We start from the raw sequence: 23,068 nt of genomic DNA on the forward strand, positions 1-23,068 counted from the left end.
GACAGGCATGGCGAAGACCAGGCAACTGCTTCTGCTGCGCCATGCCAAGTCGAGCTGGGACGATGCAGCGCTTGCCGATTTCGACCGGCCATTGGCGCCGCGCGGCCTCGAGGCTGCGCCGCGCATGGGCGCGGAAATCGCCAGGCGCGGCTGGCTGCCCGAGCTGGTCTATATCTCGCCTGCCATGCGCACGCGCCAGACCTGGCAGCTGGCATCCGTGGACTGGCCGGCTCCCTTGCCTGCGACCGCGTTCCACGACAGCATCTATGGCGCCCTGGCGAACGACCTGTTCGCGCTCACCAGGGCTGCGCCCGACGAGACCGGCTCATTGCTGGTCATCGGCCACAATCCGGGGCTTGAGATATTCGCCGCCCAGCTTGCCGGTCCTGCTTCGAGCAGCGAAGCAGTCCAGTCGCTGGAAGAGAAATTCCCGAGCGGCGCACTGGCCCGCTTCGAATTCGAAGGCGACTGGTCTGGCCTGCGCCCCGGCATCGCGCGCCTGACCCATTGCCTCAGGCCAAGAGAGCTGGGCTGAGGCCCAGCCTCGAGACAGACGCCCTCGCGGCAGACGCCGCCGAGGCAAGCTGCCGGCCGCACGCGACCATCCCTCAACGATATCCGCCTGCCACGCCCCTGCCCGGTCGCGCCCTTCGGGCCGCCCGGCCACGATTTTTCAAACAGCGGCAAATAACAATTGCATATGCAACTACTAATGCCTATCTTGGGTGCATGTTCGACCGTTGCATCTACTTCAACACCACAGCCCTGGCACGCCAGCTCGACCGCGTCTGGACGGCGGCGTTTGCGCCGTTCGACCTGACGCCGCCGCAAGGCTTCATGCTGCGCGCCGTGCTGGCACGGCCGGGCCTGCTGCAAAGCGAACTCGCCGACGAATTGAAGATCGCCCGGGCCACGACGACGCGCGGCCTCGACGGGCTGGAGGCCAAGGGGCTTATCGTCAGGACCAAGTCGAGCGGGGACAAGCGCGAATCCCTGATCACGCCGACAGCGGCGGCGCTCGAAATCAAGGATGCGCTGAACGCCGCCAGCGCCGCGGTCACCCAACGCCTGTCAGGCCTTTTCGGCGCTGAGGTCTTTGCCGGTTTCGTCGACCAGGCCAAGGCGATCGCCGCAAAGCTGGAATGAGCCGGTCATGAATGAACGGGCCGGTCATAATAGTTGCATATCTAACCACTGGAGAACGACAATGCCTATCCTCACCGTCAAGATTGCCGCCCAGCGCAGCGACACGCTGACCGACCAGGTGGCGGCGATGCTGGCCGAACACACCAGCACCATCCTCGGCAAGAAGCCGGAGGTGACGGCCATCGCCATCAGCTATGTCGATCCGCGCGACTGGATCATCGCCGGCAAGTCGTTGCAGAGCCACGGCAAGTCGAGCTTTGCGCTGGAGATCAAGGTCACCGACGAGACCAACACCAAGGACGAGAAGAAGCGCTACATCGCGGCAGTGTTCGCAGGCTTTACCGCAATTCTCGGCGACATCCACGAGGAGAGCTACATCCACGTGCACGACGTCAGGGCCGCCGCCTATGGTTATGGCGGCAAGACCCAGGAGTTCCGCTATCAGCATTCGTGATGGCGCCGTACCCGATGGCACCATTGGTGCCATCGCTGGTCGGCGGCGCGCCGGACTGAACCCGCCTAGCGGAACTTCCGCCTGATCAAGGATACCAGCCAGGGCGCCGCCATGATCAGCACGGCACCGCCCAGCCACACCACCACGATCAGCGGACGCAGCACGGCGCCGACGAGAGCAAGGAAACCGCCGAGCATGCCTGATGTCTCAGCGCTGTCGACGACACCGACGACCTCGGTGCCGATGCCGGTCGCGGTCGCCGCATCCTTGCCGGTCTGCACGATTGTCCCGACATTGCTCGACGTCCAGGCGAGCACGACGTCGACGAGACTGTAGCCGAGCCAGGCAAGCAGCGTCCACAGCACCAGCACGACGAGCGTCGCCGCCGTGCCGAACCTCGGCATCCGTGACGGGCGCTGGGTTTTCGCCGAGCTGAAGCGCCCGTCGCGCCCGAAGGCCCCCGATAGATTGCCCGACGGCCCGCCTCCGCCGGAGTTGCCGCCCTGCTGGCCGCCTGACGTCTTGTCGCCGAGCTGACTGCCTATCGCGCCAAGGACGGCGCCGAGCAGGCCGCCCTTGTCGCGGCCCTTGCCACTGTGTTTGTTCCTGAAGCCATGCTCGCCCATCGATGCTCTCCGAATCCGTTCTGCACCGAAGACTCATCGGCCGGGCAAGACATAGGCACTCATGTTGTTAGAGATAATAGGACATATCGCTGACAGGACAGTGTGACGCAGGCACGCTCAGTGAATGCGCTCCATCGGCGCGCAGCTCACCCGCTCCATCTGCAATGTGGTGTGGTGCAGGTCGAACTTTTCCTGCAGCCGCACTTCCACCGCCCGGCGCACCGTCTCAGCATCAGCGCCCTCCTCCAGCACCACATGCGCGGTCAGCGACGCCTTGCTCTGGGTGATCGCCCACAGATGCAGGTCGTGCACCGAGGCGACTTCAGGCACGGTGGCGATCGCCGCTTCGACCTCGGCCAGCTCCATGCCTGCTGGCACGCCTTCGAGCAGGATGTTGATGCACTCCTTGAGCAGCACCCAGGTGCGGGGGAAGACCATGAAGCCGATGCCGACGGCGACGACGGAATCGACCCATGACCAGCCGGTGAGCCAGATCAGGGCAGCACCGGCGATCACGCCGATCGAACCGAGCATGTCGGCCCAGACCTCGAGATAGGCGCCCTTGACGTTGAGGCTGCCGTCCTTGTGGCCGGCGAGCAGCCGCATCGACGTCAGATTGACCAGAAGCCCGATGACGGCGATGCCGAGCATGCCGAGCGAGGCGATGTCCTGCGGCTGGAACAGCCTGACATAGGCCTCGTAGAGAATGTAGAAGGCGACGGCGAGCAAAAGCAGCGCGTTGAAGGCCGCAGCCAGTATCTCGAAGCGGGCGTAACCATAGGTGCGCAGCAGGTCGGCCGGGAGGCGGCCGACCTTGATCGCCACCAGCGCGATCGCCAGCGCCATGGCGTCGGTCAGCATGTGCGTGGCGTCAGATATCAGCGCCAGGCTACCGGTGACGAAACCGCCGATTACCTCGGCCACCATGAAGGCACTGGTAAGGCCGAAGGCCATCCAAAGCCGCGAAACCGGCGTGTTCTGCATGTCGCCGTGATCGTGGTCGCCGCTCATCGGAATGCCCCCGTCGATTGCACATACGCCGCCGCGCGGACCCAGACCTTGTTGTCGTGCACGGCCGCGCCGCCATAAGGTGCGGGCGCGTCGGCGCCGGTGAGCACGTTGATGCCCTCGCCGCGCTCATGGTCGGAGTTCGGCCAGATGCCTTCGGCGATGACGACGCCGCGCTTGATCTTGTCGAACAGGCGGGCATGCAGCACGACCTCGCCGCGCATATTGCCGATTTCGACCCGGTCGCCTGTCGCTATCCCGAGTTCTGCCGCGTCCTCGGAATGGATCAAGAGTTCGGGCCGCCCCTCCTTCTCGCGCGACACCGGCGTCTCGGCGAAGGTCGAGTTGAGGAAGTTGCGCGCCGGCGACGTCGCCAGGCGGAACGGATGCTCCGCATCCGCCACCTCGATCAGGTCGACGTGATCGGGGAATTCGGGCAGCTGCGCGACCGGGCCGAAGATGCCCATGCTACGCGGCGGCTTGTTGGGTGCGGCACCGCCATTCCATTGCGGCTTGAAGCGGAACTTGCCGTCGGGATGGCCAAAACCCTTGAGGAAATGCGCGCTGTCGAATTCAGGCTGCATGTCGGCCCATTTCTGGTCCTTGAAGCTGTCGAAATTGCCGAGGCCCTTCTTCTCCAGCATGACGTCGATATGCTGGCGTTCGGTCATGCCGAAGCCCGGCATGTGCGCCACGCCAAGCCGCTTGCCCAGCTCCTCGATGACATAGTGGTTGGTGCGCGGCCCTTCCGGCGGGTCGATCAGCTTCGGGCCCAGCGTGATGTGCTGGTTGCCGCCGCCCTTGTAGATGTCGTCATGCTCGAGGAAGATGGTCGCCGGCAGCACGACGTCGGCAAGCTTGGCCGTGTCGGTCATGAACTGCTCGTGCACGCAGGTAAACAGGTCGTCACGCATGAAGCCCTGCTTCACCAGACGCTGCTCGGGCGCGACATTCATCGGATTGGTGTTCTGGATCAGCATCGCCGTGACAGGCGGGCCGCCATAAAGCGCGTCCTCGGCATTGGTCAGCACCGGGCCGATGCGCGAATGGTCGAGATAGCGGATGCTGGGATCGCGGAACTTCGTTCCCTCCAGCAGCTCGCCATTAAGCTTGAAGATGCCCGAATTGGAATGAAAGGCGCCGCCGCCCTCATACTGCCAGGCGCCCGTCACCGCCGGGATCGACAGCGCCGCATGCATGTTGACCGAGCCGTTGCGCTGGCGCGAAAAACCATAGCCCAGGCGGAAGAAGGTCTTCCTGGTGGTGCCGACGAGCCGGGCAAAGGCCTCGATCTCCTCGACCGAAAGACCTGTTATGCCGGCTGCCCATTCCGGCGTCTTGTCGCTGAGATGCGCTTCCAGGCCCTTGGGATCGTCGGTGTATTTTTCGAGATAGGCGCGATCGGCAAAGCCCTCGCGGAACAGCACGTGCATCACCGCGCAGGCCAGTGCCGCGTCGGTGCCGGGCTTCAGCACCAGCCCCATGTCGGCCTGCTTCAGCGTCGCCGTCTCGTAGATGTCGACGACGACGATCTTGGCGCCGCGTTCCTTGCGCGCCTTGATCGCATGGGTCATCACATTGACCTGCGTGACGACAGCGTTGGTGCCCCAGATGACGACGCAATCCGACTTGCCGATCTCGCGCGGGTCCGAACCGCGCAGCGCGCCAGTGCCCATGACATAGCCGGTCCAGGCCAGATTGGTGCAGATCGAACCGAAGAAGCCGGAGTATTTCTTGGCATGGCGCAACCGCTCTATGCCATCGCGCTGCACCAGCCCCATCGTGCCGGCGTAGAAATAGGGCCAGACGGTTTCCGAGCCGTATTTTTCCTCCGCCGCTATGAACTTCTCGGCAACGAGATCGAGGGCCGCCTCCCAGCTCGCTTCCTTCCACTGCCCTTCGCCCTTGGCGCCGGCACGGATCAGCGGCTTCAGCAGCCGGTCTGGATGGTGGACGCGGTCCGCATAGCGAGCGACCTTGGCGCAGATGACGCCGGCCGTGTAGCTGTTGGACTTGGCGCCATGGACACGGCCGATACGCTTGTCGTCGAGCAGCTCGACTTCAAGCGCACAGGTCGACGGGCAGTCATGCGGGCAGGCCGAATGGCCGATCCTGATCTTGGCGTGCTGGTTCATGGCGCGAAACTACAGGCTTTCATATCCAAGGTGTAGGGCCAGCGTGCAGTGCGGCGCTGCCCTATTCCGCGATGCCTTCTTCGTATTCCGCCGACATTGCGAGCCATTTTTCCTCGTGACCGTTGAGCTGCGTCCCGAGCTGCGACCGCTCCTTGGCAAGCTGCGTCGCCGTCGTCGGATCCTTCTCGTACAGCTTGGGATCCGCCAGCTGGTCCTCGATGCCATCGATGCGCTTGCGGATGCGGTCCATCAGCGCCTCGGTGGCGCGGATTTCCTTGGCCAGCGGCTCCATCGACGCGCGGCGTGCCGCAGCCTCACGGCGCTTGTCCGCCTTTGATGCCTTGTCGGCTTCGCGCTTTTCACGCCGGTCGCCGGAAACACCCGTCACCAGCGCCTTGTAGTCTTCGAGATCGCCGTCATACGGATTGACCGAGCCGTCCTTGACCAGCCACAATCGGTCGGCCGTCGCTTCGAGCAGATGGCGGTCGTGCGAAATCAGGATCACGGCACCCGGGAAATCATTCAGCGCCATGATCAGCGCCTCGCGGCTGTCGATGTCGAGATGGTTGGTCGGCTCGTCGAGGATGAACAGGTTCGGCCCGTCAAAGGCCGACAGCCCCATCAACAGTCGCGCCTTCTCGCCGCCGGAAAGATCCTTGGCGGCGGTGTTCATCTTCTCGGTCGGTAGGCCGAACTGGGCGACGCGGGCGCGCACCTTGGATTCCGGCGCCTCCGGCATCAGCCGGCGCACGTGCTCATAGGCGTTTTCGTCCGGCCTCAGATCGTCGAGCTGGTGCTGGGCGAAGATCGCGACCTTGAGCCCGGGCGCAATCGTCACCGAACCGCTCTCGGCCTTCAGCCGTCCTGCGAGAAGCTTGGCGAAGGTCGACTTGCCGTTGCCGTTGGCGCCGAGCAGCGCGATGCGGTCGTCTGCATCGATGCGCAGGGTCATCTTCTTGAGGATCGGCTTGTCCGCCTGATAGCCGACATTGACGCGATCGAGCGCGACGATCGGCGAGGCAACCGTTTTTGCCGGCTCTGGAAAGCTGAACGGACGGACATTGTCTTCCATCAGCGCCGCGATCGGCTTCATCTTCTCCAGCGCCTTGATGCGCGACTGCGCCTGGCGCGCCTTCGACGCCTTGGCACGGAAACGGTCGACGAAGGACTGCAGGTGCTTGCGCGCTGCTTCCTGCTTGACGCGCCCCTTCTCCTGCAACTCACGCTGCTCGGCGAACTGACGCTCGAACTGGTCATAGCCACCGCGCCAGAAGGTCATCTTCTTCTGGTCGAGATGGACGATCGAATTGACGGCGCGGTTGAGCAGGTCGCGGTCGTGGCTGATCAGCAGAACCGTGTGCGGGTATTTCGACACATAGTTCTCGAGCCACAACGTGCCTTCGAGATCGAGATAGTTGGTCGGCTCGTCGAGCAGCAGAAGATCGGGTTCCGAAAACAGGACCGCTGCGAGCGCCACGCGCATGCGCCAGCCGCCCGAGAAGGACGAGGCCGGACGCCGTTGCGCTTCGTCGTCGAAACCGAGACCGGCGAGAATTGTCGCCGCGCGGGATTCGGCCGAATGCGCGTCGATGTCGGCGAGGCGAACGTGGATTTCGGCGATGCGGTGCGGGTCGGTCGCAGTCTGCTCTTCGGCAAGCAGTGCCGTGCGTTCGACATCGGCCTTGAGCACGATCTCGATCAGCGGCTCCTCGGTGCCGGGCGCTTCCTGGGCGACCTGACCGATGCGGGTGTTCTTGGGCAGGCTGATGCTGCCGGATTCAGAACTGAAGTCGCCGGTAATCGCCTTGAACAGCGTCGTCTTGCCGGTGCCGTTGCGGCCGACAAGGCCCGCCTTGGTGCCGGCCGGCAGGGTCAACGACGCATGGTCGAGGAGAAGACGTCCGGCGATGCGGAGGGAGAGATCATTGATGATAAGCATGGCGTGGCGGTTTTGGCGGAGAGTTGCGGCAATGGCAAGGGCGCGCTGCACCTATCAGGCACAACGCGTGGTCGAAAACGCGACTACCGCACTGCTTTCAGGCGAAAGCCGGTCTGTGGCTACGGTGCAGCGCTTCGCCGGCAACCTCTCCATTCGCGTCGATTGCCGGGCCGTCCAGAGAAGCCGGCGGCGGCGAGGCATGGCCGATGGCAAACAGGACAGCGCTGCCGGCGGCCAGTATGGCAAAGAGCATGAACATGCCCTGCCCGCCAAACGCTCCAAGCGCCAGCCCGCCTAACAATGGCCCAATGAAATTACCCACCGAACTCAGCGAATGGGCGCCGAAATAGGCGCCGCGATTACCGTCATTGGAGATCTTGTCGACCAGCACGTATTCCGCCGGAACGACCAGCACCTCGCCGATCGTGAACAGGACCATGAAGCCGACCAGCATTGTCGCATCCGTCGACATGGCGAAGCCAAGCTCGCCGCAAAGGAACAGCAGGCAGCCCAGCACCATCGCGCGCATCGGCCCGATCCTTTCGATCACCATGCGCGCAGGTGCGGTGGCAAGCACGACCACGGCGGCGTTCGTCGTGACCAGCCAGGCGAATATCTTCATGCCGTCGGCGAGGTTGGTGGTCAGATATTGCGACAGGGTCACCGACCACTGGCCGTAAACAGCCATCAGCAACGTGCCGCCGCCGACATAAAACAGCAGGCGCCGGTCACGCAGTGCGGCAGCCAGTCTGCGGAAGCCAGGGGTCTGCTGCGCCGTAGGCTGCCCGCTGCGTTCTGCCAGGGCTGCCGGCACCACGGCAAAGATCGCCGCGGCAAAGACGAAATGAACGATACCGGCGATGACGAAGGGCAGCGGCGAATTGGCGCCGATGGCAAGGCCAATCATCGGCCCGACAGCCCAGCCGGCATTGATGACGAGGTAGCGCCACGAGAACATCTTGAGCCGCAGCTTTTCAGGCGCCGCATCGCTCATCAGCGCACGCGACACCGGCTCGTAGACCGCCGCCGAAACCGACGACACGATATGCGCCAGCGCAAAGGCCGCCACCGACTGTGCCAGGCCGAGGCCGACGAGCCCCAGACCGGCAAACAGCAGCGCCGTCACCAGCACAACACGCCGGCCGATGCGATCGGAGATGGTTCCGGCAAACGGGCTGACCGCAGCGCCGAGCAAAGGCCCAGCTCCGATCAGGACGCCGATCCATGCCGGGCTCAAGCCGAAATCGCCCTGCAGGCGGATCGCCAGGAAGGTCAGGCTCATGCCGCGGGCGATCGCCACCATGCCGGAGCCGGCAATGAGCAACAGCACGATTGTCTGGCCGGTCTTGTCGCCGAATGCGCGCACGAACGTCTATCCTGAAAAAGAGATGGCGCCTGGTGCTTGAACCAGGCGGTGTCACTATTGCCTCGTCTGGCCGAGATCATGGCCAAAGACAAGGCAAACCGCGCTGCCCAGACACTCCTATCCGATGATCCAGACATCTCATGACAAGCACCCGCTGGCCGGAATCAAAACGGCCCGCAGATCGCGGGCCGTCCGAAACTCTTTTCGAAACCTCAGCGGCTGGCGGTACGCAGCAGCTTGCACAGTTCGCGCAGGTCGCTTTCGAATGCCATCGGGTTGGACAGCACCATCTTGCAGCGCTTCACATAGGCTGCGACCTGAGCTTGCGACATGCCGCCGATGACGCCTGGGTTGATGCCAGGTCCGCCGGGTCCACCAGGACCTCCAGGTCCGCCGGGACCGCCAGGTCCACCAATGCCGGGTCCGCCGATGTTGATGCCGATGTCGGCGAGCGTGTTGCCGCCGAGGCCGACATTGGCGTTCACGTTTGCGAGCCCGGTGTTACCTCCGACATTTGCGGTCGCATTTGCGGTTAGCCCGTTGTTGCCGCCGACCGAAGCGTTGGCCTTGGCATCAGCCAGACCCTTGTTGCCGCCGACGTCGGCGTTGACGTCGGCATTGACACCGCCCGAACCACCAACGGTTGCGCCGACGTCCAGGCCAAGTCCATTTGAATTACCGATGTCGACAGAGACGCCGAGGCCCTTGCTACGGTCGCCGATGTCCAGGGCGCTGGCTGGCGCGCAGAGCGCCGCGAAAACGATACCACCCGCCAGTGTCTTGGCTATTGCCTTCGATATACTAGTCATGGATGTCTCCCTGTGGTTGCCGATCCCAGCACCCAGCCACGAGACTGGCTGCTGACTCAGTAACGCACTCTCATGGCAATAAGTTTCATCTTCCCCCCGGACATCATCAACTTTTTTACTGCTCACTCTGAATTGCGTTACATGAATGAGTAGACGATTGAATCCTTTTAATTATATGCGTTCGAAGCATAAAGTTTTATTCAATTTCAAGCGAATGCTCTGCCGTCTTCGGTGCGCTGGAAATAAATCAGATCCAAAGCTATGGATGGTCGCTCAAGCACTGTCAGGATCATGTGCGCCTGGCCGCGATGATGCGTCTGGTGGTTGAAAAGGTGCATCAGGGCCGGCGCCAAGCGCTGCGAGATGGTGCGCATGTCGGTGACGGTCATGTAGGTGAACCGGCCCGCGAATGCCTTGTCACTGAGCGAACCGACCCACTCCACGATGCGCTTGTCCTCGGCCTGCCGCGCGGCGCGCAACTTGGCAAAGTCGGCATGGATGATGGTATCGAGCGACGACGGTGCATCGCCCTCACCGGTGAAGCGCTTCAGCCAGACGCGGTCGGCAACGAGCAGATGGTTGAGCGTTCCCTTCATCGACTTGAAGAACGCGCCGGTGTCGCGGTCATATTCTTCCGCGTCCAAGTCGGCTGCTGCTTCATAGACACGCTCATTGGCCCATTGATTATATGCGGCCAACATCATGAAATGCTGTTTCATCCGATATCCTTCGGTGCTTCGAAAATCATCTTCTTACTACAGCCCATCTGGAACAGCCGCCAATGACCATTCTCCTCTACGACCTCGTCGGCAGCGATACGACGCGCCCGTTCAGCCCGCATTGCTGGAAGGTGGCAATGGCATTGGCGCACAAGGGGCTGGACTATCGCACGATGCCGACGCGCTTTCTCGAAGTGCCTGATATCGAAGGCGGCGCCTCGAAGACCGTTCCGGTCATCCGCGATGGCGATGCCGTCGTGCCGGATTCCTTCACCATCGCGCTGCATCTCGAGCACGCCTATCCGGACCGACCATCGCTGTTTGGCGGTGCCGGCGGCGAAGCCCATGCCCGTTTCATCGAACGCTGGTCGCAACTGACCATCCATCCCTATCTCGGCGTCGCGGCACTGACGGCCCTTCACGGCATGCAGGATGAGACCAACGCCGCCTATTTCCGTCAGAGCCGCGAGGCGCGTTATGGCAGGCCGCTGGAGGAGGTGACTGCCGCGCGGGATGCCGGGCTCAGTGCATTCAGGGCATCGCTCGAGCCGCTACGCGGCATGCTCGCCTACCAGCCATGGATCGGCGGCACGGCTCCGTTGTTTGCAGACTACATCGTGTTCGGGGCCTTCCAGTGGGCCCGTATCGCCACACCCTACACGCTTCTCGACGACGCAGACCCCGTTGCCGAATGGTTCGGCCGCTGCCTTAACCTGCACAACGGTCTGGGACTGAGCGTGGCAGCGGCAGCCTAGCCCCTTGGCAATGCAGCGGGCGGCCTGTATAGAGCCCGCCACACTGCAAATCCCAGAGATCACAAGGACCTATCATGGCGATCGAACGCACATTTTCGATGATCAAGCCGGACGCGACCCGGCGCAACCTGACCGGCGCCATCACCAAGATGCTCGAAGATGCCGGCCTGCGCGTCGTTGCATCGAAGCGCGTATGGATGAGCCGCCGCGAGGCCGAAGGCTTCTACGCCGTCCACAAGGAACGCCCGTTCTTCGGCGAGCTGGTCGAGTTCATGTCGTCGGCTCCGACGATCGTCCAGGTCCTCGAAGGCGACAACGCCATTGCCAAGAACCGCGAAGTGATGGGCGCCACCAATCCGGCCAACGCTGCCGAGGGCACCATCCGCAAGGTCCACGCCCTGTCGATCGGCGAAAACTCGGTGCACGGCTCGGACGCTCCCGAGACCGCCGCCGAAGAGATCGCCTACTGGTTCTCGGGCACCGAAGTCGTCGGCTGATCCAGCCGGCGAACAGCGGCTGACAAGCCACTGATCCAGAATCGAAAAGCCGGGGCTCGCGCCTCGGCTTTTTCTTTGCTCCTCAGCCTGCCAGGCTCCACCCGCCAGCCAAGTATTTCAATGGCTTGGCCGGACTATCGGCGAAACTGATTCAATCAGCTTCCTGCGGCGAAACGCAGGATGTCCTTGCCGTCCTTGTCGGCCACCAGCAACTTGCCGTCCTCGATCTTGAACGTGGCGGCGCGCTCAAGCGCCTGATGGAACCTGTGCTCCTGGTCCATCACCGCTTGCTCACAGGCCATCTCCGTTGACCCGATCTGGCCAAACTGCACCTTGCTGCCGTCGACCTTGGCGCTGCCGAAGAAGCCGTTGCAGCCGCCGCGACCAGACACCTTGCCGTCCGTGCCGATCCGCAGCGTCGGCTTGGCCTTGTCATGCGCGGCTGCGCCGTCGATCTCCTCGGCAACCCAGTCGCGGTCGAAAATCGTGACCTCCTCGGTGGCGGCGGACTGGCGGACCATCTTGACCTGGATCGTCTGCGGTCCCGCCGTCAGCGGATCGAGCGTATGGCGGACATCGTTGATGAACCAGAGCTGGTCATCGACGCTGATGCGGGCCTGCAAGGCGTAGGTCATGTTGGTCTTGATCGCGGTGGGGTCGAAGGGGATGGCAAACCTGATCGGCACCTGACCGGCTGGATCTATCTTCTGCTCGCCGAGTATCCGGGCCGGCGCGTCGGCGAGCGAGACATCGGCAAGCTGCACCGAAAGCACCGCATTCGCAGGCAAGGCGATGCGCTCGCGATAGAGCACCTCGCCGGTGACCAAGGTCTCGTCAGCAGTTGCCACGGCCGGAACCGCGAGCATGCCGACGACCAGAGGCATGAAGCCAAACACTAGAAATTCCGCGAGCTTGCTCAGCAAGGCAGCCTCCCCGTTTCAGTTGTTGCCAAGGCGCGCGCGACGCGCCGTGCATCTGGAAGGTACAAAGGAATAAGGTGGTTCCGTGGCCGCCGACATACATCGTGGCCACCATCGATCAGGACTTCGCCCAGCGGGCGGCGGCTGCTTCGTCACTTTCCTTGGCATCGACCCAGCCGCCTTCGCTGCCGTCGATGCGATGCTCCTTCTTCCAGAACGGAGCACGCGACTTTAGATAGTCCATCAGGAAGCTTGCCGCCTCGAACGCGGCCTGCCGGTGCTTCGAACCTGCGACCACCAGCACGATGTTCTCGCCCGGCTTGATGCGGCCAAAGCGATGGATGGCGGTGATGCCGGCCAATGGCCAACGTTCGATCGCCTCGTTGGCGATGCGCGTGATCTCGGCTTCGGCCATGCCGGGATAATGTTCGAGTTCAAGCGCTGCGAGGCTGCCGGCCTCATCGCGGCACAGACCAGTGAAGGTGACGACAGCGCCGACATCCACCCTGCCCTGCGTCAGCAGCGCGATCTCCGCGGCGACGTCGAAGTCAGCCGCCTGGATGCGCACCATCGGCACGACGGCGACGGTCATCGGTTCAGCCGCCCGTCATCGGCGGAAACAGCGCGATCTCGCGTGCGCCCCCGATCAGCTCGCGGTGATCGACATGTTCCTGGTTGATCGCAACGCGGATCACCTCCGGGTGCTGCAGGGCGCTTTCGAACTCCTCGCCGCGCGACTTGAGCCACAGCAGCAGTTCCCTCACCGTCTTCACGTCGGCAGGCAATTCGACATCTTCCTCGGCCTTGCCTATCCGCTCGCGCACCCAGGCAAAATAGATGAGCTTGGTCATGGTCTCATTCGTCCATGATGTGTTTCAGGCCGGCGCGGAAGTAGTCGTAGCCGGTATAGAGCGTCACAAGTGCCGCGATCCACAGCAGGACAAGACCGACCTGGGTGGTCAGCGGGAAGATCTTGTCGCCAGCCGGGCCGGCGAGCAGGAAGGCGATGGCCACCATCTGGATGGCCGTCTTCCACTTGGCAAGCTGGGTCACCGGCACGCTGACCTTCAGTGCGGCGAGATACTCGCGCAGGCCCGAGACCAGGATTTCGCGGCACAGGATGATGATCGCCGCCCACAGCGACCAGCCGGCGATGCCGCCTCGATGGTCTGTATCGGCGGCAAGCAACAGCAGGCAGGTGGCGACGAGCAGCTTGTCGGCGATCGGATCGAGCATGCGACCGATGTTCGACGTCTGCTGCCAGGCGCGCGCCAGGTAGCCGTCGAGATAGTCGGTGACGCTTGCGGCAATGAAGATGACAAGCGCGCTCCAGCGGGCAAAGTCGCTCGACTTCAGGGTGCCTTCGAGGAAGAAGCACAATACGACCAGCGGCACTGCCACGATGCGCGCGTAGGTCAGCATGTTGGGCAGATTGAATGCGCGCTGGGCCATGATCTCTTATGCTCTTTCGTCTGCCGTAGTGAAATCAGAACGGGGGCTCGGGGGTCAACTGTCTATCGATAGCCCGAGCGGACGCCGGACGACAATTCCCGTTGATCACCCATTATCGTGAAAATGGTTGTAAACAAGGCGTGCGATGGATTCCGAGATGCCCTCGACGGCCATCAGATCGTCGACAGCCGCCCGGCTCACCGCCTTCGCGGTACCAAATGCCAGAAGCAACGCCCGCTTGCGGCTCGGGCCGATGCCGCCGATCTCGTCGAGCGGGTTCTTGACCATCTCCTTCTTGCGCCGCGCCCGGTGCGAACCAATGGCGAAGCGATGCGCCTCGTCGCGCAGGCGCTGGACGAAATAGAGCACCGGATCGCGCACAGGCAGCGAGAACGAATCCTTGCCCCTGACGAAGAAACGCTCGCGCCCGGCCTCTCGATCCTGCCCCTTGGCAACGCCGATCGCAACGACGCGATCCTCGATGCCCAGTTCCACCAGCATGGCGCGTACAGCGGTCATCTGGCCCTGGCCGCCATCGATCAGGATCACGTCCGGCCATGCTGGAAACGCGCCGGCATCCTCGACCGCATCCGCGTCAGGCTGTTCATCGCTGTGGTCCTTGAACAGCCTCGAAAAGCGCCGCTCCATGACCTCGCGCATCATGCCGAAGTCGTCGCCCGGGGTAATGTCGGTCGAGCGAATGTTGAACTTGCGGTACTGGTTCTTGACGAAGCCTTCCGGCCCCGCGACCACCATGCCACCAACGGCATTGGTGCCCATGATGTGGGAGTTGTCATAGACCTCGATGCGAACAGGCGGTTTCTCCAGCCCGAAGGTCTGGGCGAAACCTTCCAGTAGCCGTGCCTGCGTCGACGTCTCGGCAAGCCGGCGGCCGAGCGCCTCGCGGGCGTTCTGCACGGCGTGGTCGACGATGTCCTTCTTCTCGCCGCGTTGCGGCACCGAGATCGCCACCTTGTGCCCAGCGCGAGTGGAAAGCGCCTCGGCCAGCAATTCCTGCTCTTCGACCGAATGCGACAGCAGGATCGCTCGCGGACATGGTTTGTCGTCGTAGAACTGGGCCAGGAACGAGCCGAGCACCTCGGCCGCTTCCAGCGACGAGTCGGCCTTGGGGAAATAGGCACGGTTGCCCCAGTTCTGGCCGGTTCGGAAGAAGAACACCTGGATGCCGGTCTGCCCGCCTTCCTGGTGGATGGCGAAGACGTCCGCCTCGTCGATTGTCTGCGGGTTGATGCCTTGATGGCTCTGGACGTGCGAAAGAGCGGCCAAGCGGTCACGATAGACGGCGGCGCGTTCGAAATCGAGCTCCTCGGCGGCGTGCTGCATCTGGCCCGAAATCTCGGTCTTCACCTTCTGGCTGCGACCGGAGAGGAAGTCCTTCGCTTCGCCAACCAGCTCGGCATAGCCTTCAGGCGAAATCTCGCCGGTGCAAGGCGCCGCACAACGCTTGATCTGAAACAGCAGGCACGGCCGCGTGCGATTTTCGAAGAACGAATCCGTACAGCTGCGCAGCAGGAAAGCGCGCTGCAGCGAATTGATCGTCCGGCCGACCGCCTGCGCCGACGCGAACGGCCCAAAATAGTCGCCGCCCTTGTGCGAGCGCGCGCCACGATGCTTGTAGATACCCGGCGCCGCATGGTCGCTGGTCAGCATGATGTAGGGGAACGACTTGTCGTCGCGCATCAGGACGTTGAAGCGCGGACGCAGGCGTTTGATCAGGTTTGCTTCAAGCAGCAGCGCCTCGATCTCGGTACGGGTGACGACGAACTCCATCGTCGCCGTCTCGCGCACCATCTTGCCGATGCGGTTGGTGTGGAAGCGCCCTTGCGCGTAGTTGGTGACGCGCTTCTTGAGGCTGCGTGCCTTGCCGACATAAAGCACGTCGCCGGCGGCGTTCATCATCCGGTAGACGCCCGGCGCATTGGGCAGGCGCTTGACGAGCGTCTGGATCACTTCGGCGCCGACCATGCCGTCGGCGTCGCCCGCATGCGCGCTCCAGTCGATCGCCGTGAACGGCAAGTCCGTACCAGCGGGTACAACGATCTCTTCCGCCGCCTCGTCGTCATCGAGCTCGGTGTCGGGCATGTCTGCGGCAGCCTTGCCGCCTTTTCCGGGGCTCGGCTTGATGTCTAGATGTCGAGGACTCATTCCACCATGCCTGTCACATCCGGCGTCTGCCAGGCAAGATGCTGTCCGCCATCGAGCGCGATCATCTGGCCGGTCACCGACCGCGACTGCCAGAGATAGCGAATCGTCGAGCCAAACTCCGTGAGAGCGGGCCCGTGTTTCAAAATCAGTCCGTCGAGTTGTGCGCCGAAGGCAGCGGCATCCTGGCGCGAGCTCGGCAGCGTCGGTCCGGGGCCGATGGCATTGACGCGGATGCGCGGCGCCAACGCCTGCGCCATCGTCCTGGTCGCCGCCCATAGCGCTGCCTTCGACAGCGAATAGGAGAAATACTGCGGCGTCGGCTTGAGCACGCGCTGGTCGATCATGTTGACGATGAGGCCTTCGGAACCCTCAGGCAGTGCTGCTGCGAAATTCTTCGCCAGCAGTGCCGGTGTCTTCACATGCAAGGCGAAGTGCCTGTCCCACACCTCCCAGCCGAAATCGGTGACCGAATCGACTTCGAAGACAGAGGCGTTGTTGACGAGCAGCGTGATCGGCCCGAGCGCGGCGGTGGCATCGGCGACCAGTCCATCCACCGCAGCCATGTCGGCAAGGTCGGCTTGCACCACCACTGCCCTGCCGCCGCCGGCATTGATGGTCGCGGCAAGATCATCGGCCGCCTTGCGCGCGTGGTTGCAATGGATGGCAACGCCAAAGCCATGCGCGGCAAGGTCTTCGACGATCGCGCGGCCGATGCGCTTGGCCCCACCCGTCACCAGCACGTTGCCTGCCATGTCAGCCATTCAGTTGTCCTCTCACGCTATCACCTGCTTCCGCTGAGGCAGATTTTGGCTACCTCTTGGTAACCTATGTAAAAAGCCGTTCATCGATCTGGCGGCAATGTGGCGAAAGCCAGTGGTGCTGCCCAAAAACCTGCCCGCGAAGCAGGCTGGCATGCGAGATATAGAACGCCCAACCCCTTGTACCAAGCGGCTTGCGGCAAATGGCTGGCAAAGCTCCTGACACGGCTGTTGCACGCATGCAACGTCACGCTTCAGCCTCATTTGCGCCGGGCAATCACCCAACTTCAGGTTCGGTTCAGCCGCATTTCGACACGACATTCGGAACTGTTCGGCGCCCAGCCCGTTTCTCCCCCCGGACGGGCTAGGGGCGCCAGTTGAAAAAGAGCCAGTGTCTAGTTGGCTTAAGGAGTAAAACAATGACTGCCATTCTCAAGCACGCTCGTCCGCTGGCTGCGGCGTTCGGCCTGATCGCCCTGGCTTCGATGCCTGCATTCGCTGCCGACGTCGTCATGGAAGAGCCGCCGGCACCTGCCGCGCCGATGGAACAGCCCCCGCTCAACACCTGGTCGGGCCCCTACGCCGGTGTCACGCTTGGCTACGGCTTCAGCGGTGAAGCTGACGCTGCCGGCAACAAGATCGGCACCAGCGGCTTCCTCGGCGGTGCTTTCGCTGGTTACAACTACCAGATGGAAAACTTCGTCATCGGCGCTGAAGGCGACCTCGGCTACAGCGGCGTCGAAGGCGACAACGCCGGCACCTCGGTGAAGAACGGCTTCGAAGGCTCGCTGCGTGCCCGTCTCGGCTACGTCGTGACGCCTGACATCCTGCTCTATGCAACGGCCGGTGGCGCTGGCGCGCAGGTCAAGGCGACGCAGGGCGGCATCGAAGACAAGAACACCATGCTCGGCTGGACCGCTGGCGTCGGCACCGACGTCAAGCTCACCGAGTCGGTCTTCGGCCGCGTCGAGTATCGCTACACCGACCTCGGCAGCGACACTTTCTCGCTGGGCGCAGGCAACACCGAAATCTCGAACAAGGATCACCGCATCCAGTTCGGCGTCGGTATGAAGTTCTGATCCTAGCGATCAGCACAAACGAAAAAGCCGGGCTCGCGCCCGGCTTTTTTGTTGGTTTGGGTTAGGTCTGAAAGAGCCAGGACTACAGGCTCCAAACCCGCCGTTTTCTGACAAACAGCTGGTCGCCATGCGAGGGCGGACGACGAAGTTCAACGAACCCGTGCTGCCTTAGATACGCTCCCAATTCCGGCTGAAGGACACCGCCTTCGTAAAACTGGGCTTGCGAAACCTCGACGATCACGGCCTTGGCTCCGGCCAGCAGCGATTTCGCGCCTTTCAGCACCAACAGTTCAGCGCCTTGCACATCCGCTGCAATGAGATCCGCGTTCTGAAAGCCGTTTGCGATGGCAATGTTGTCGAGCGTATCTGTGCCGACCTCCTCCATTGAGCCGCTCTCTGCGACATGCGGCCATGTTTCCCGAAAGAGCGGTGTGGCGGCGAAAACAGAACTTGACGCACCTTCATTGGTGAAATGCCGAAGGGTCACCGCCTGGCCGCCCTTGTCGGAAGCAAACGAATTGACTGCGACGTGCCGCGTTGCCGCACCGCTGGGTCGAGCCAACCGCGCTAAAAGTTCGCGATAAGTGTCCGAGGATGCCTCGACCCACAGCACGTCGCTGAACCCCAGAGCCTCGTAGGCCTCTCGTTCCTCGGCATAGTGCGCCCCGACATGAATAGCCGTCCTTATGCCCAGCTTTTTGCTGAGGCCATCTTTCAGCAGCTCGAGCGGTTCTCGATGCCTTTCCAGATAACCAAATGGCTTGAGCAGCTTCTTGAACATGCTTGACCCCGATCGGACGGACTTGATGCTAAAGCCAGTAAGCCAGTGCCGGTTGAATGGAAATGACGTTCGACCATGCGATCAGTCATCCACGGCATCCTTATTTGATTTCTATGGCAAGCGCTGTCACTAAGCGGCAAATCACGGTGGTTCGACAACTCATGAAGCGGCAAATCGTCAGCAAGATCTTTGGCGGCCTGGGCAACCAGATGTTCCAGTTCGCCATGGGCCGTGCCATGGCGATTCGCAGCCAAAGCGCTCTGCTGCTCGATACCAGATGGTTCGACACGGCACCGTCAGTCACCTTCCGGCTCGGACATTTCAATATCGGGCCGGCTGTGACCTCCGGCACGCTGCCGCCGCGGCGGAGGCAGGAGCGGCTGCGTTATTATCTCTGGCACGCATCGGGACGCTTCCCGCGTCGCCTAAAGGAGAACGGCCTCGGTTTCGATGCCGACATGGTTGCGCCTCGCACCAACCTCTGGCTCGACGGCTACTGGCAATCAGAGCGCTACTTCGCCGACTGCATCGACACGATTCGTGACGATTTCCGCATCGTCACGCCGCCCAGCGACGAAAACGCGAAACACCTCGCCGCCATCGCCGCCTGTCCTGCGATCTCGCTGCATGTCCGGCGCGGCGACTATCTGCTGCCGGAAAACCAGGCGCTGTTTGCCGCCTGCTCGAAGCAATATTACGCAAAAGCCGTGGATCTGATGGCGTCGAAAATGGCGGAAGAGCCCGTCATCTATGTCTTCTCCGACGATCCCGACTGGGCCCGCGACAACCTCTCCTTCCCGGTCGAGAAACGGGTGATGGGCCACAATGGCCGTGACGCCGACTATGAGGACATGCGCCTGATGAGCGCATGCCGCAACCACATCATCGCCAACTCCAGCTTTTCCTGGTGGGGCGCATGGCTCAATCCAGCGCCCGACAAGATCGTCATCGGGCCGGCGTCGTGGTTCGCCGATTCGTCCGCAAGCAATCCCGATATCCTGCCCGATAGCTGGCTGAAGCTGTCCAACCAGGCTTGAGCGAAGGCGACAGGCCGCTGCCCCGGCGTCTCAACCTTGCGGGATCACGGCCTTCAACTCCGGGAACTTCTCGTCGAAGCGGGTGGCCCAGCGCTTGAGACGCGGACGACCCTTGTCCCACTTGCCAGCGAAGCGCAGGTCCATGTAGCCGATCGTGGCACGCAGTGCGATCTGGCCGGCCGTGATCGACTTCGGCAATTTCGGCGGATTGGCGTTGAGCAGGTCGAGCGCCCGCGCCACCTTCAACCACTGCTTGTCAATCCAGGGCTGGTGGATGATCTCCTCCGGACGCGAGCGGCGCTCGTAGATGATCGCCAGCAGGCAGTCGCAGATGCCGTCGGCCAAGGCTTCCAGCCGTTCGGCATCAAGCCGCTTTTCGGCGTTGCGCGGGAACAGCTTGTTGCCTGAAAGCCGGTTCAGATACTGGGTGATGACACGGCTGTCGTAGATGCTCTCACCCTCGTCGGTGATCCAGACCGGAATCTTGCCGAGCGGATTGGCATCCGTCAGCAGCGCCGGTTGCGGGCCGGTCTCGACGGTAACGGATTCGACCGGAATGCCGGCGTAAGCTGCGGCCATGCGCACCTTGGCGCTGTAGGGTGAAGCGGAAGAATAGAAGAGTTTCGGCATGAGGGTCCCCTATGGCGCGGGCGACCATATCAGCAAGTGATGCTGCGGCAACACGCTGCCGGCAGAATCCGGGGCGCCAGAACCAAGGGTAGGCAGTATCAGCGGCCACGCACTGGCGGCATCACCACCTTGTCGAGCCGGCAGCTGCGGCGATCGATCTCTGGACAGGCACGGAACTCGAGATCCTTGCTCATGCAAATGCGCACCTCGCGCAGGTAGCGCCGGTCGCAGGTAACCGCGACCGAATCGGCTGACATTGTGGGATTGGACTGCAGGAAGGCGTGCTCGGCCTGATCAGGCGGCAGGGTGCTGTAGCTATCGAGGCGCTTGAATTCCTGAGGAATTTCGACCTTCTCGCGCGCAACCCGCAGCACCTTGAAATAGTCGTCCTGGCTGAGCCCTGTGCAGGTGCCATGCTTGCGCCATTGATGGCGGATCAGGCCAGCCGACGGCATCAGGTCGTAGAGGCTGCGCAGCCTGTCGCTCGAAACGTCGCTGTTGTTGGTCGGGCAGCTCTCGGGAAAACCGCGCTCATATTGCGGCCACAGGCCATGAACGACGAACGCATAGGGGCGGCCGGCGCGGCATTGCTGGCCGTTGGCCTGCTCGCCCTCGGCCTCGCAATAACTCGGCGACCACGACAGAGCCAGGACGTAGAAGTCAAAGCCTTCGCCACGCGGCACCGCTGCTTCAGCCGCAGGCGCCGCCTTGGTTTCGCTCGCTTTGTCTTCGGACGGTGCACAAGCGGAAAGGGCGAGCAATGCGACCGCCGCGAATGCCCGAGCCGCCATTTTCATCGTTGAAGGCCAGTCGCCTCAGCGCAGGACGCGGCAACGTCCGTTGTAGACGTACCAGCGGTCGAAGCCGGAAACACAGAACTCGACATTGTCGCCGATCGAGGCAAAGCCCATGCCTTCCTCGATCAGGTACCAGATGTCGCGGTCAGCGCCATCGGAGAGAACCACTGTCGCGCCGCAATAACGGCGGCCGATCGGATGGTTCTCATCGGCCGGCAGATAGCGGTGTTCATGGATGCGCTGGAAGTCGGTGATGGCGACCTGCGGCAGGTTCGGCACATGGCGAACCTGATAGCTGAACCGGCTGGTGATGCGATTGAGCACCGAGGCGTTGCCGCAGATACCCGGGTCGGAATAATCGCTGCCGACGGAAAGATCGGCTGCCTGCGCAGAGCCTGCGCCCAGTCCGGCCGCTCCGAGGCCAATCATTGCGGCAAAGATGGTGCTGGCGACGCGACTCATGGTTCCCACTCCAAGGCTTGTGCAACGCAGTTTGCGGTTTCGCCGCGCTCCGGTCAAGAAGCCGCAGCTTCGCCTGCCAGCCACTCGACCGACCAGCGCGCGCCAGCGCTCTCGGCGAGGACCTTGCTCAGCACCGGCAGCATGATGCGCAGCTCGCTTTCCAGCTGATAAGGCGGGTTGACCACCACCATGCCAGTGCCGTCGAGCCGCGGCTCAGCCGATGGCGGCCGGATGTAGAACTCGATGTCCATGATCTTGGGAATGCCGGCGTCGGCAAGGTCGTCGCGGAACGCGGCCACCGCCTTGCGGTCCTTGACCGGATACCACAATGCGAAGATGCCGCCGGGCCAACGCTTGTGCGCCTTCTTCAACCCGTCGACCAGCCGGTCGAACTCGCCGCTGACCTCGAATGGCGGATCGACAAGCACCAGCCCGCGCTTTTCCTTGGGCGGCAGATGCGCGCCCAGCGCCAGCCAGCCGTCGAGCTCGGTGACGCGGGTCTGGAAATCGCCTTCGAACACGCTGGCCAACGTTTTCGCATCCTCGGGATGCAGTTCGATCGCCGACAGGCGATCCTGCTTGCGCAGCAGATGCCGGGCGATGACAGGAGAACCGGGGTAACGTTCGATGCCGCCTTCGGCGTTCACCGCGCGCACGGCATCGAGATAAGGCTCAAGCAATTCGGCCGCATCGACAGGCAATTGCGCGTCGATCAGCCGGCCGATGCCGTCATGCCATTCGCCCGTCTTCCGCGCAGCTTCCGACGACAGGTCGTAGAGGCCGATACCGGCATGCGTATCGATGACGCGGAACGCCTTGTCCTTGCGCTTGAGATATTCGACGAGCCGGGCAAGCACAGCGTGCTTGACCACGTCGGCGAAATTTCCGGCATGATAGGCGTGGCGATAGTTCATGACTTGTCTGCATCCCTGCCCCAGCGCGGTGCCGGCGGTTGCGAATTGGGATTATCGGGGCGACCGCCCTTGCCGCGCCGCAGCGACAGCACCAGGCCGATGAAGCCCACCGCCATCAGCGACAGCCCGATCGGCTGGGCACGCGCATCTGCCTCGCCGCCGCCGGAGCGCAGGATGAGGTCGACGCTCTGGATTTGGATGTTGTCGGCGTCGCCCTGCTCGATGACGAAGCGATAGGTTCCCGGCTGCACGTCGCGGATCAGCCCGGCGTCGTCGCGGAAGATCGGATCGGGCAGTTGCGGGCTGCGCTCGCGCGGCGTCGTGTCATAGAAATTCAGCGCCTCGGCCAGCACGGTTTCGCCGCGTGTCGAGGCAGTAATGGTCAACACCGCACTCGCCGGCTTGACCACTGGCGGTGCCAGCGTCGTCAGGTCGACAAGCACGCGCACCGGCGCGTCAGCCGTCACCAAGGCTACCTCGACCGGGCGAAAGCCACCGGTGCGATCATAGGCGCGATAGGTGCCGATCTCGTGTCCGGTGAAATTGGTCGTCGCCCAGGGGTAGACGATGCCGAGGCCAGTGCCCCCGAGCAGGATGAGAAGAAACAGGAACCGCATG

Annotated in this window: 26 protein-coding genes; 7 read left to right on the forward strand and 19 right to left on the reverse strand. The window is 63.0% G+C overall.

What is annotated here, in order from left to right; all coding sequences use genetic code 11:
• Positions 1-7: 7 nt before the first annotated feature.
• The 3 genes from J1C56_RS05855 (at position 8) to J1C56_RS05865 (ending at position 1,600) form a co-directional block, all read left to right on the forward strand.
• Positions 8-535 carry a SixA phosphatase family protein gene (locus J1C56_RS05855; RefSeq protein ID WP_214386943.1) on the forward strand — a complete coding sequence of 176 codons (528 nt, stop codon included), beginning with the start codon at positions 8-10 and terminating at the stop codon, positions 533-535.
• A 194-nt stretch (positions 536-729) separates the two neighbouring features.
• Positions 730-1,146 carry a MarR family winged helix-turn-helix transcriptional regulator gene (locus J1C56_RS05860; RefSeq protein WP_214386945.1) on the forward strand — a complete coding sequence of 139 codons (417 nt, stop codon included), beginning with the start codon at positions 730-732 and terminating at the stop codon, positions 1,144-1,146.
• Between the two features lie 61 nt (positions 1,147-1,207).
• On the forward strand, positions 1,208-1,600 hold the full coding sequence (locus J1C56_RS05865) for a tautomerase family protein (protein WP_214386947.1): 393 nt from the start codon (positions 1,208-1,210) through the stop codon (positions 1,598-1,600).
• Between the two features lie 65 nt (positions 1,601-1,665).
• Here the strand turns inward: J1C56_RS05865 and J1C56_RS05870 are convergent, their stop codons facing one another.
• The 7 genes from J1C56_RS05870 to J1C56_RS05900 form a co-directional block, all read right to left on the reverse strand.
• Positions 1,666-2,226, reverse strand: coding sequence for a hypothetical protein (locus J1C56_RS05870; protein WP_214386950.1), 561 nt, complete (start codon positions 2,224-2,226; stop codon positions 1,666-1,668).
• Between the two features lie 117 nt (positions 2,227-2,343).
• Positions 2,344-3,237 carry a cation diffusion facilitator family transporter gene (locus J1C56_RS05875; RefSeq protein ID WP_214386952.1) on the reverse strand — a complete coding sequence of 298 codons (894 nt, stop codon included), beginning with the start codon at positions 3,235-3,237 and terminating at the stop codon, positions 2,344-2,346.
• Positions 3,234-5,369, reverse strand: coding sequence for a molybdopterin-containing oxidoreductase family protein (locus tag J1C56_RS05880; RefSeq protein ID WP_214386954.1), 2,136 nt, complete (start codon positions 5,367-5,369; stop codon positions 3,234-3,236). Before J1C56_RS05880 ends, J1C56_RS05875 begins: the two co-directional genes overlap by 4 nt.
• A gap of 61 nt (positions 5,370-5,430) precedes the next feature.
• A complete protein-coding gene (locus tag J1C56_RS05885; protein ID WP_214386956.1) occupies positions 5,431-7,308 on the reverse strand; it encodes an ABC-F family ATP-binding cassette domain-containing protein in 1,878 nt (625 codons plus the stop codon).
• Between the two features lie 97 nt (positions 7,309-7,405).
• Complete coding sequence (locus J1C56_RS05890; RefSeq protein WP_214386958.1) at positions 7,406-8,674, reverse strand: MFS transporter; 1,269 nt, start codon at positions 8,672-8,674, stop codon at positions 7,406-7,408.
• A gap of 212 nt (positions 8,675-8,886) precedes the next feature.
• On the reverse strand, positions 8,887-9,483 hold the full coding sequence (locus J1C56_RS05895; protein ID WP_214386960.1) for a hypothetical protein: 597 nt from the start codon (positions 9,481-9,483) through the stop codon (positions 8,887-8,889).
• 206 nt (positions 9,484-9,689) lie between these two features.
• A complete protein-coding gene (locus tag J1C56_RS05900) occupies positions 9,690-10,202 on the reverse strand; it encodes a DinB family protein (RefSeq protein WP_214386962.1) in 513 nt (170 codons plus the stop codon).
• Between the two features lie 62 nt (positions 10,203-10,264).
• Here J1C56_RS05900 and J1C56_RS05905 point away from each other — a divergent pair, with 62 nt between their 5' ends.
• Both J1C56_RS05905 and ndk read left to right on the forward strand, forming a co-directional pair.
• Entirely contained in the window at positions 10,265-10,957 is a 693-nt protein-coding gene (locus tag J1C56_RS05905) for a glutathione S-transferase family protein (protein ID WP_214386964.1), read from the forward strand.
• A 74-nt stretch (positions 10,958-11,031) separates the two neighbouring features.
• Entirely contained in the window at positions 11,032-11,454 is a 423-nt protein-coding gene (ndk, locus tag J1C56_RS05910; protein WP_214386966.1) for a nucleoside-diphosphate kinase, read from the forward strand.
• Positions 11,455-11,609: 155 nt separating this feature from the next.
• Here the strand turns inward: ndk and J1C56_RS05915 are convergent, their stop codons facing one another.
• The 6 genes from J1C56_RS05915 to J1C56_RS05940 all read right to left on the reverse strand — a co-directional run bounded on the left by J1C56_RS05915 (position 11,610) and on the right by J1C56_RS05940 (position 16,753).
• The gene (locus tag J1C56_RS05915) at positions 11,610-12,377 is read right to left on the reverse strand and encodes a YbaY family lipoprotein (protein WP_214386967.1); all 768 of its coding nucleotides are present in this window, start codon (positions 12,375-12,377) and stop codon (positions 11,610-11,612) included.
• Between the two features lie 115 nt (positions 12,378-12,492).
• Positions 12,493-12,966: a molybdenum cofactor biosynthesis protein MoaE gene (locus tag J1C56_RS05920; protein ID WP_214386968.1), complete on the reverse strand. Its 474-nt coding sequence runs from the start codon at positions 12,964-12,966 to the stop codon at positions 12,493-12,495.
• Between the two features lie 4 nt (positions 12,967-12,970).
• The gene (moaD, locus tag J1C56_RS05925; RefSeq protein ID WP_214386969.1) at positions 12,971-13,225 is read right to left on the reverse strand and encodes a molybdopterin converting factor subunit 1; all 255 of its coding nucleotides are present in this window, start codon (positions 13,223-13,225) and stop codon (positions 12,971-12,973) included.
• A 4-nt stretch (positions 13,226-13,229) separates the two neighbouring features.
• Complete coding sequence (gene pgsA, locus J1C56_RS05930; RefSeq protein ID WP_214386971.1) at positions 13,230-13,826, reverse strand: CDP-diacylglycerol--glycerol-3-phosphate 3-phosphatidyltransferase; 597 nt, start codon at positions 13,824-13,826, stop codon at positions 13,230-13,232.
• Between the two features lie 105 nt (positions 13,827-13,931).
• Positions 13,932-15,992, reverse strand: coding sequence for an excinuclease ABC subunit UvrC (gene uvrC, locus J1C56_RS05935; RefSeq protein WP_214386973.1), 2,061 nt, complete (start codon positions 15,990-15,992; stop codon positions 13,932-13,934).
• Positions 15,989-16,753: an SDR family oxidoreductase gene (locus J1C56_RS05940; protein WP_214386975.1), complete on the reverse strand. Its 765-nt coding sequence runs from the start codon at positions 16,751-16,753 to the stop codon at positions 15,989-15,991. The genes uvrC and J1C56_RS05940 overlap by 4 nt, the downstream gene beginning before the upstream one ends.
• A 416-nt stretch (positions 16,754-17,169) precedes the next feature.
• On the opposite strand from J1C56_RS05940, the gene J1C56_RS05945 reads away from it, so the two are divergent.
• Entirely contained in the window at positions 17,170-17,829 is a 660-nt protein-coding gene (locus J1C56_RS05945) for an outer membrane protein (protein WP_214386977.1), read from the forward strand.
• A gap of 82 nt (positions 17,830-17,911) precedes the next feature.
• Here the strand turns inward: J1C56_RS05945 and J1C56_RS05950 are convergent, their stop codons facing one another.
• Entirely contained in the window at positions 17,912-18,610 is a 699-nt protein-coding gene (locus J1C56_RS05950; RefSeq protein ID WP_214386979.1) for an FkbM family methyltransferase, read from the reverse strand.
• Between the two features lie 161 nt (positions 18,611-18,771).
• Here J1C56_RS05950 and J1C56_RS05955 point away from each other — a divergent pair, with 161 nt between their 5' ends.
• The gene (locus J1C56_RS05955) at positions 18,772-19,647 is read left to right on the forward strand and encodes an alpha-1,2-fucosyltransferase (RefSeq protein WP_214386981.1); all 876 of its coding nucleotides are present in this window, start codon (positions 18,772-18,774) and stop codon (positions 19,645-19,647) included.
• A 30-nt stretch (positions 19,648-19,677) separates the two neighbouring features.
• On the opposite strand, the gene J1C56_RS05960 is transcribed toward J1C56_RS05955, so the two are convergent.
• The 5 genes from J1C56_RS05960 to J1C56_RS05980 all read right to left on the reverse strand — a co-directional run bounded on the left by J1C56_RS05960 (position 19,678) and on the right by J1C56_RS05980 (position 23,067).
• The gene (locus J1C56_RS05960) at positions 19,678-20,277 is read right to left on the reverse strand and encodes a glutathione S-transferase (RefSeq protein WP_214386983.1); all 600 of its coding nucleotides are present in this window, start codon (positions 20,275-20,277) and stop codon (positions 19,678-19,680) included.
• 98 nt (positions 20,278-20,375) lie between these two features.
• Positions 20,376-21,074, reverse strand: coding sequence for a ribonuclease T2 family protein (locus tag J1C56_RS05965; protein ID WP_214386985.1), 699 nt, complete (start codon positions 21,072-21,074; stop codon positions 20,376-20,378).
• Between the two features lie 18 nt (positions 21,075-21,092).
• Positions 21,093-21,536: a hypothetical protein gene (locus J1C56_RS05970; protein ID WP_214386987.1), complete on the reverse strand. Its 444-nt coding sequence runs from the start codon at positions 21,534-21,536 to the stop codon at positions 21,093-21,095.
• A gap of 53 nt (positions 21,537-21,589) precedes the next feature.
• On the reverse strand, positions 21,590-22,450 hold the full coding sequence (locus J1C56_RS05975; protein WP_214386989.1) for a 23S rRNA (adenine(2030)-N(6))-methyltransferase RlmJ: 861 nt from the start codon (positions 22,448-22,450) through the stop codon (positions 21,590-21,592).
• Positions 22,447-23,067, reverse strand: a complete 621-nt coding sequence (locus J1C56_RS05980) for a hypothetical protein (protein WP_214386991.1) — start codon at positions 23,065-23,067, stop codon at positions 22,447-22,449. Before J1C56_RS05980 ends, J1C56_RS05975 begins: the two co-directional genes overlap by 4 nt.
• Between the last annotated feature and the right edge of the window lies 1 nt (position 23,068).

Origin of the sequence: Aminobacter anthyllidis (genome assembly GCF_018555685.1) — a bacterium.
GTDB lineage: Bacteria > Pseudomonadota > Alphaproteobacteria > Rhizobiales > Rhizobiaceae > Aminobacter > Aminobacter anthyllidis.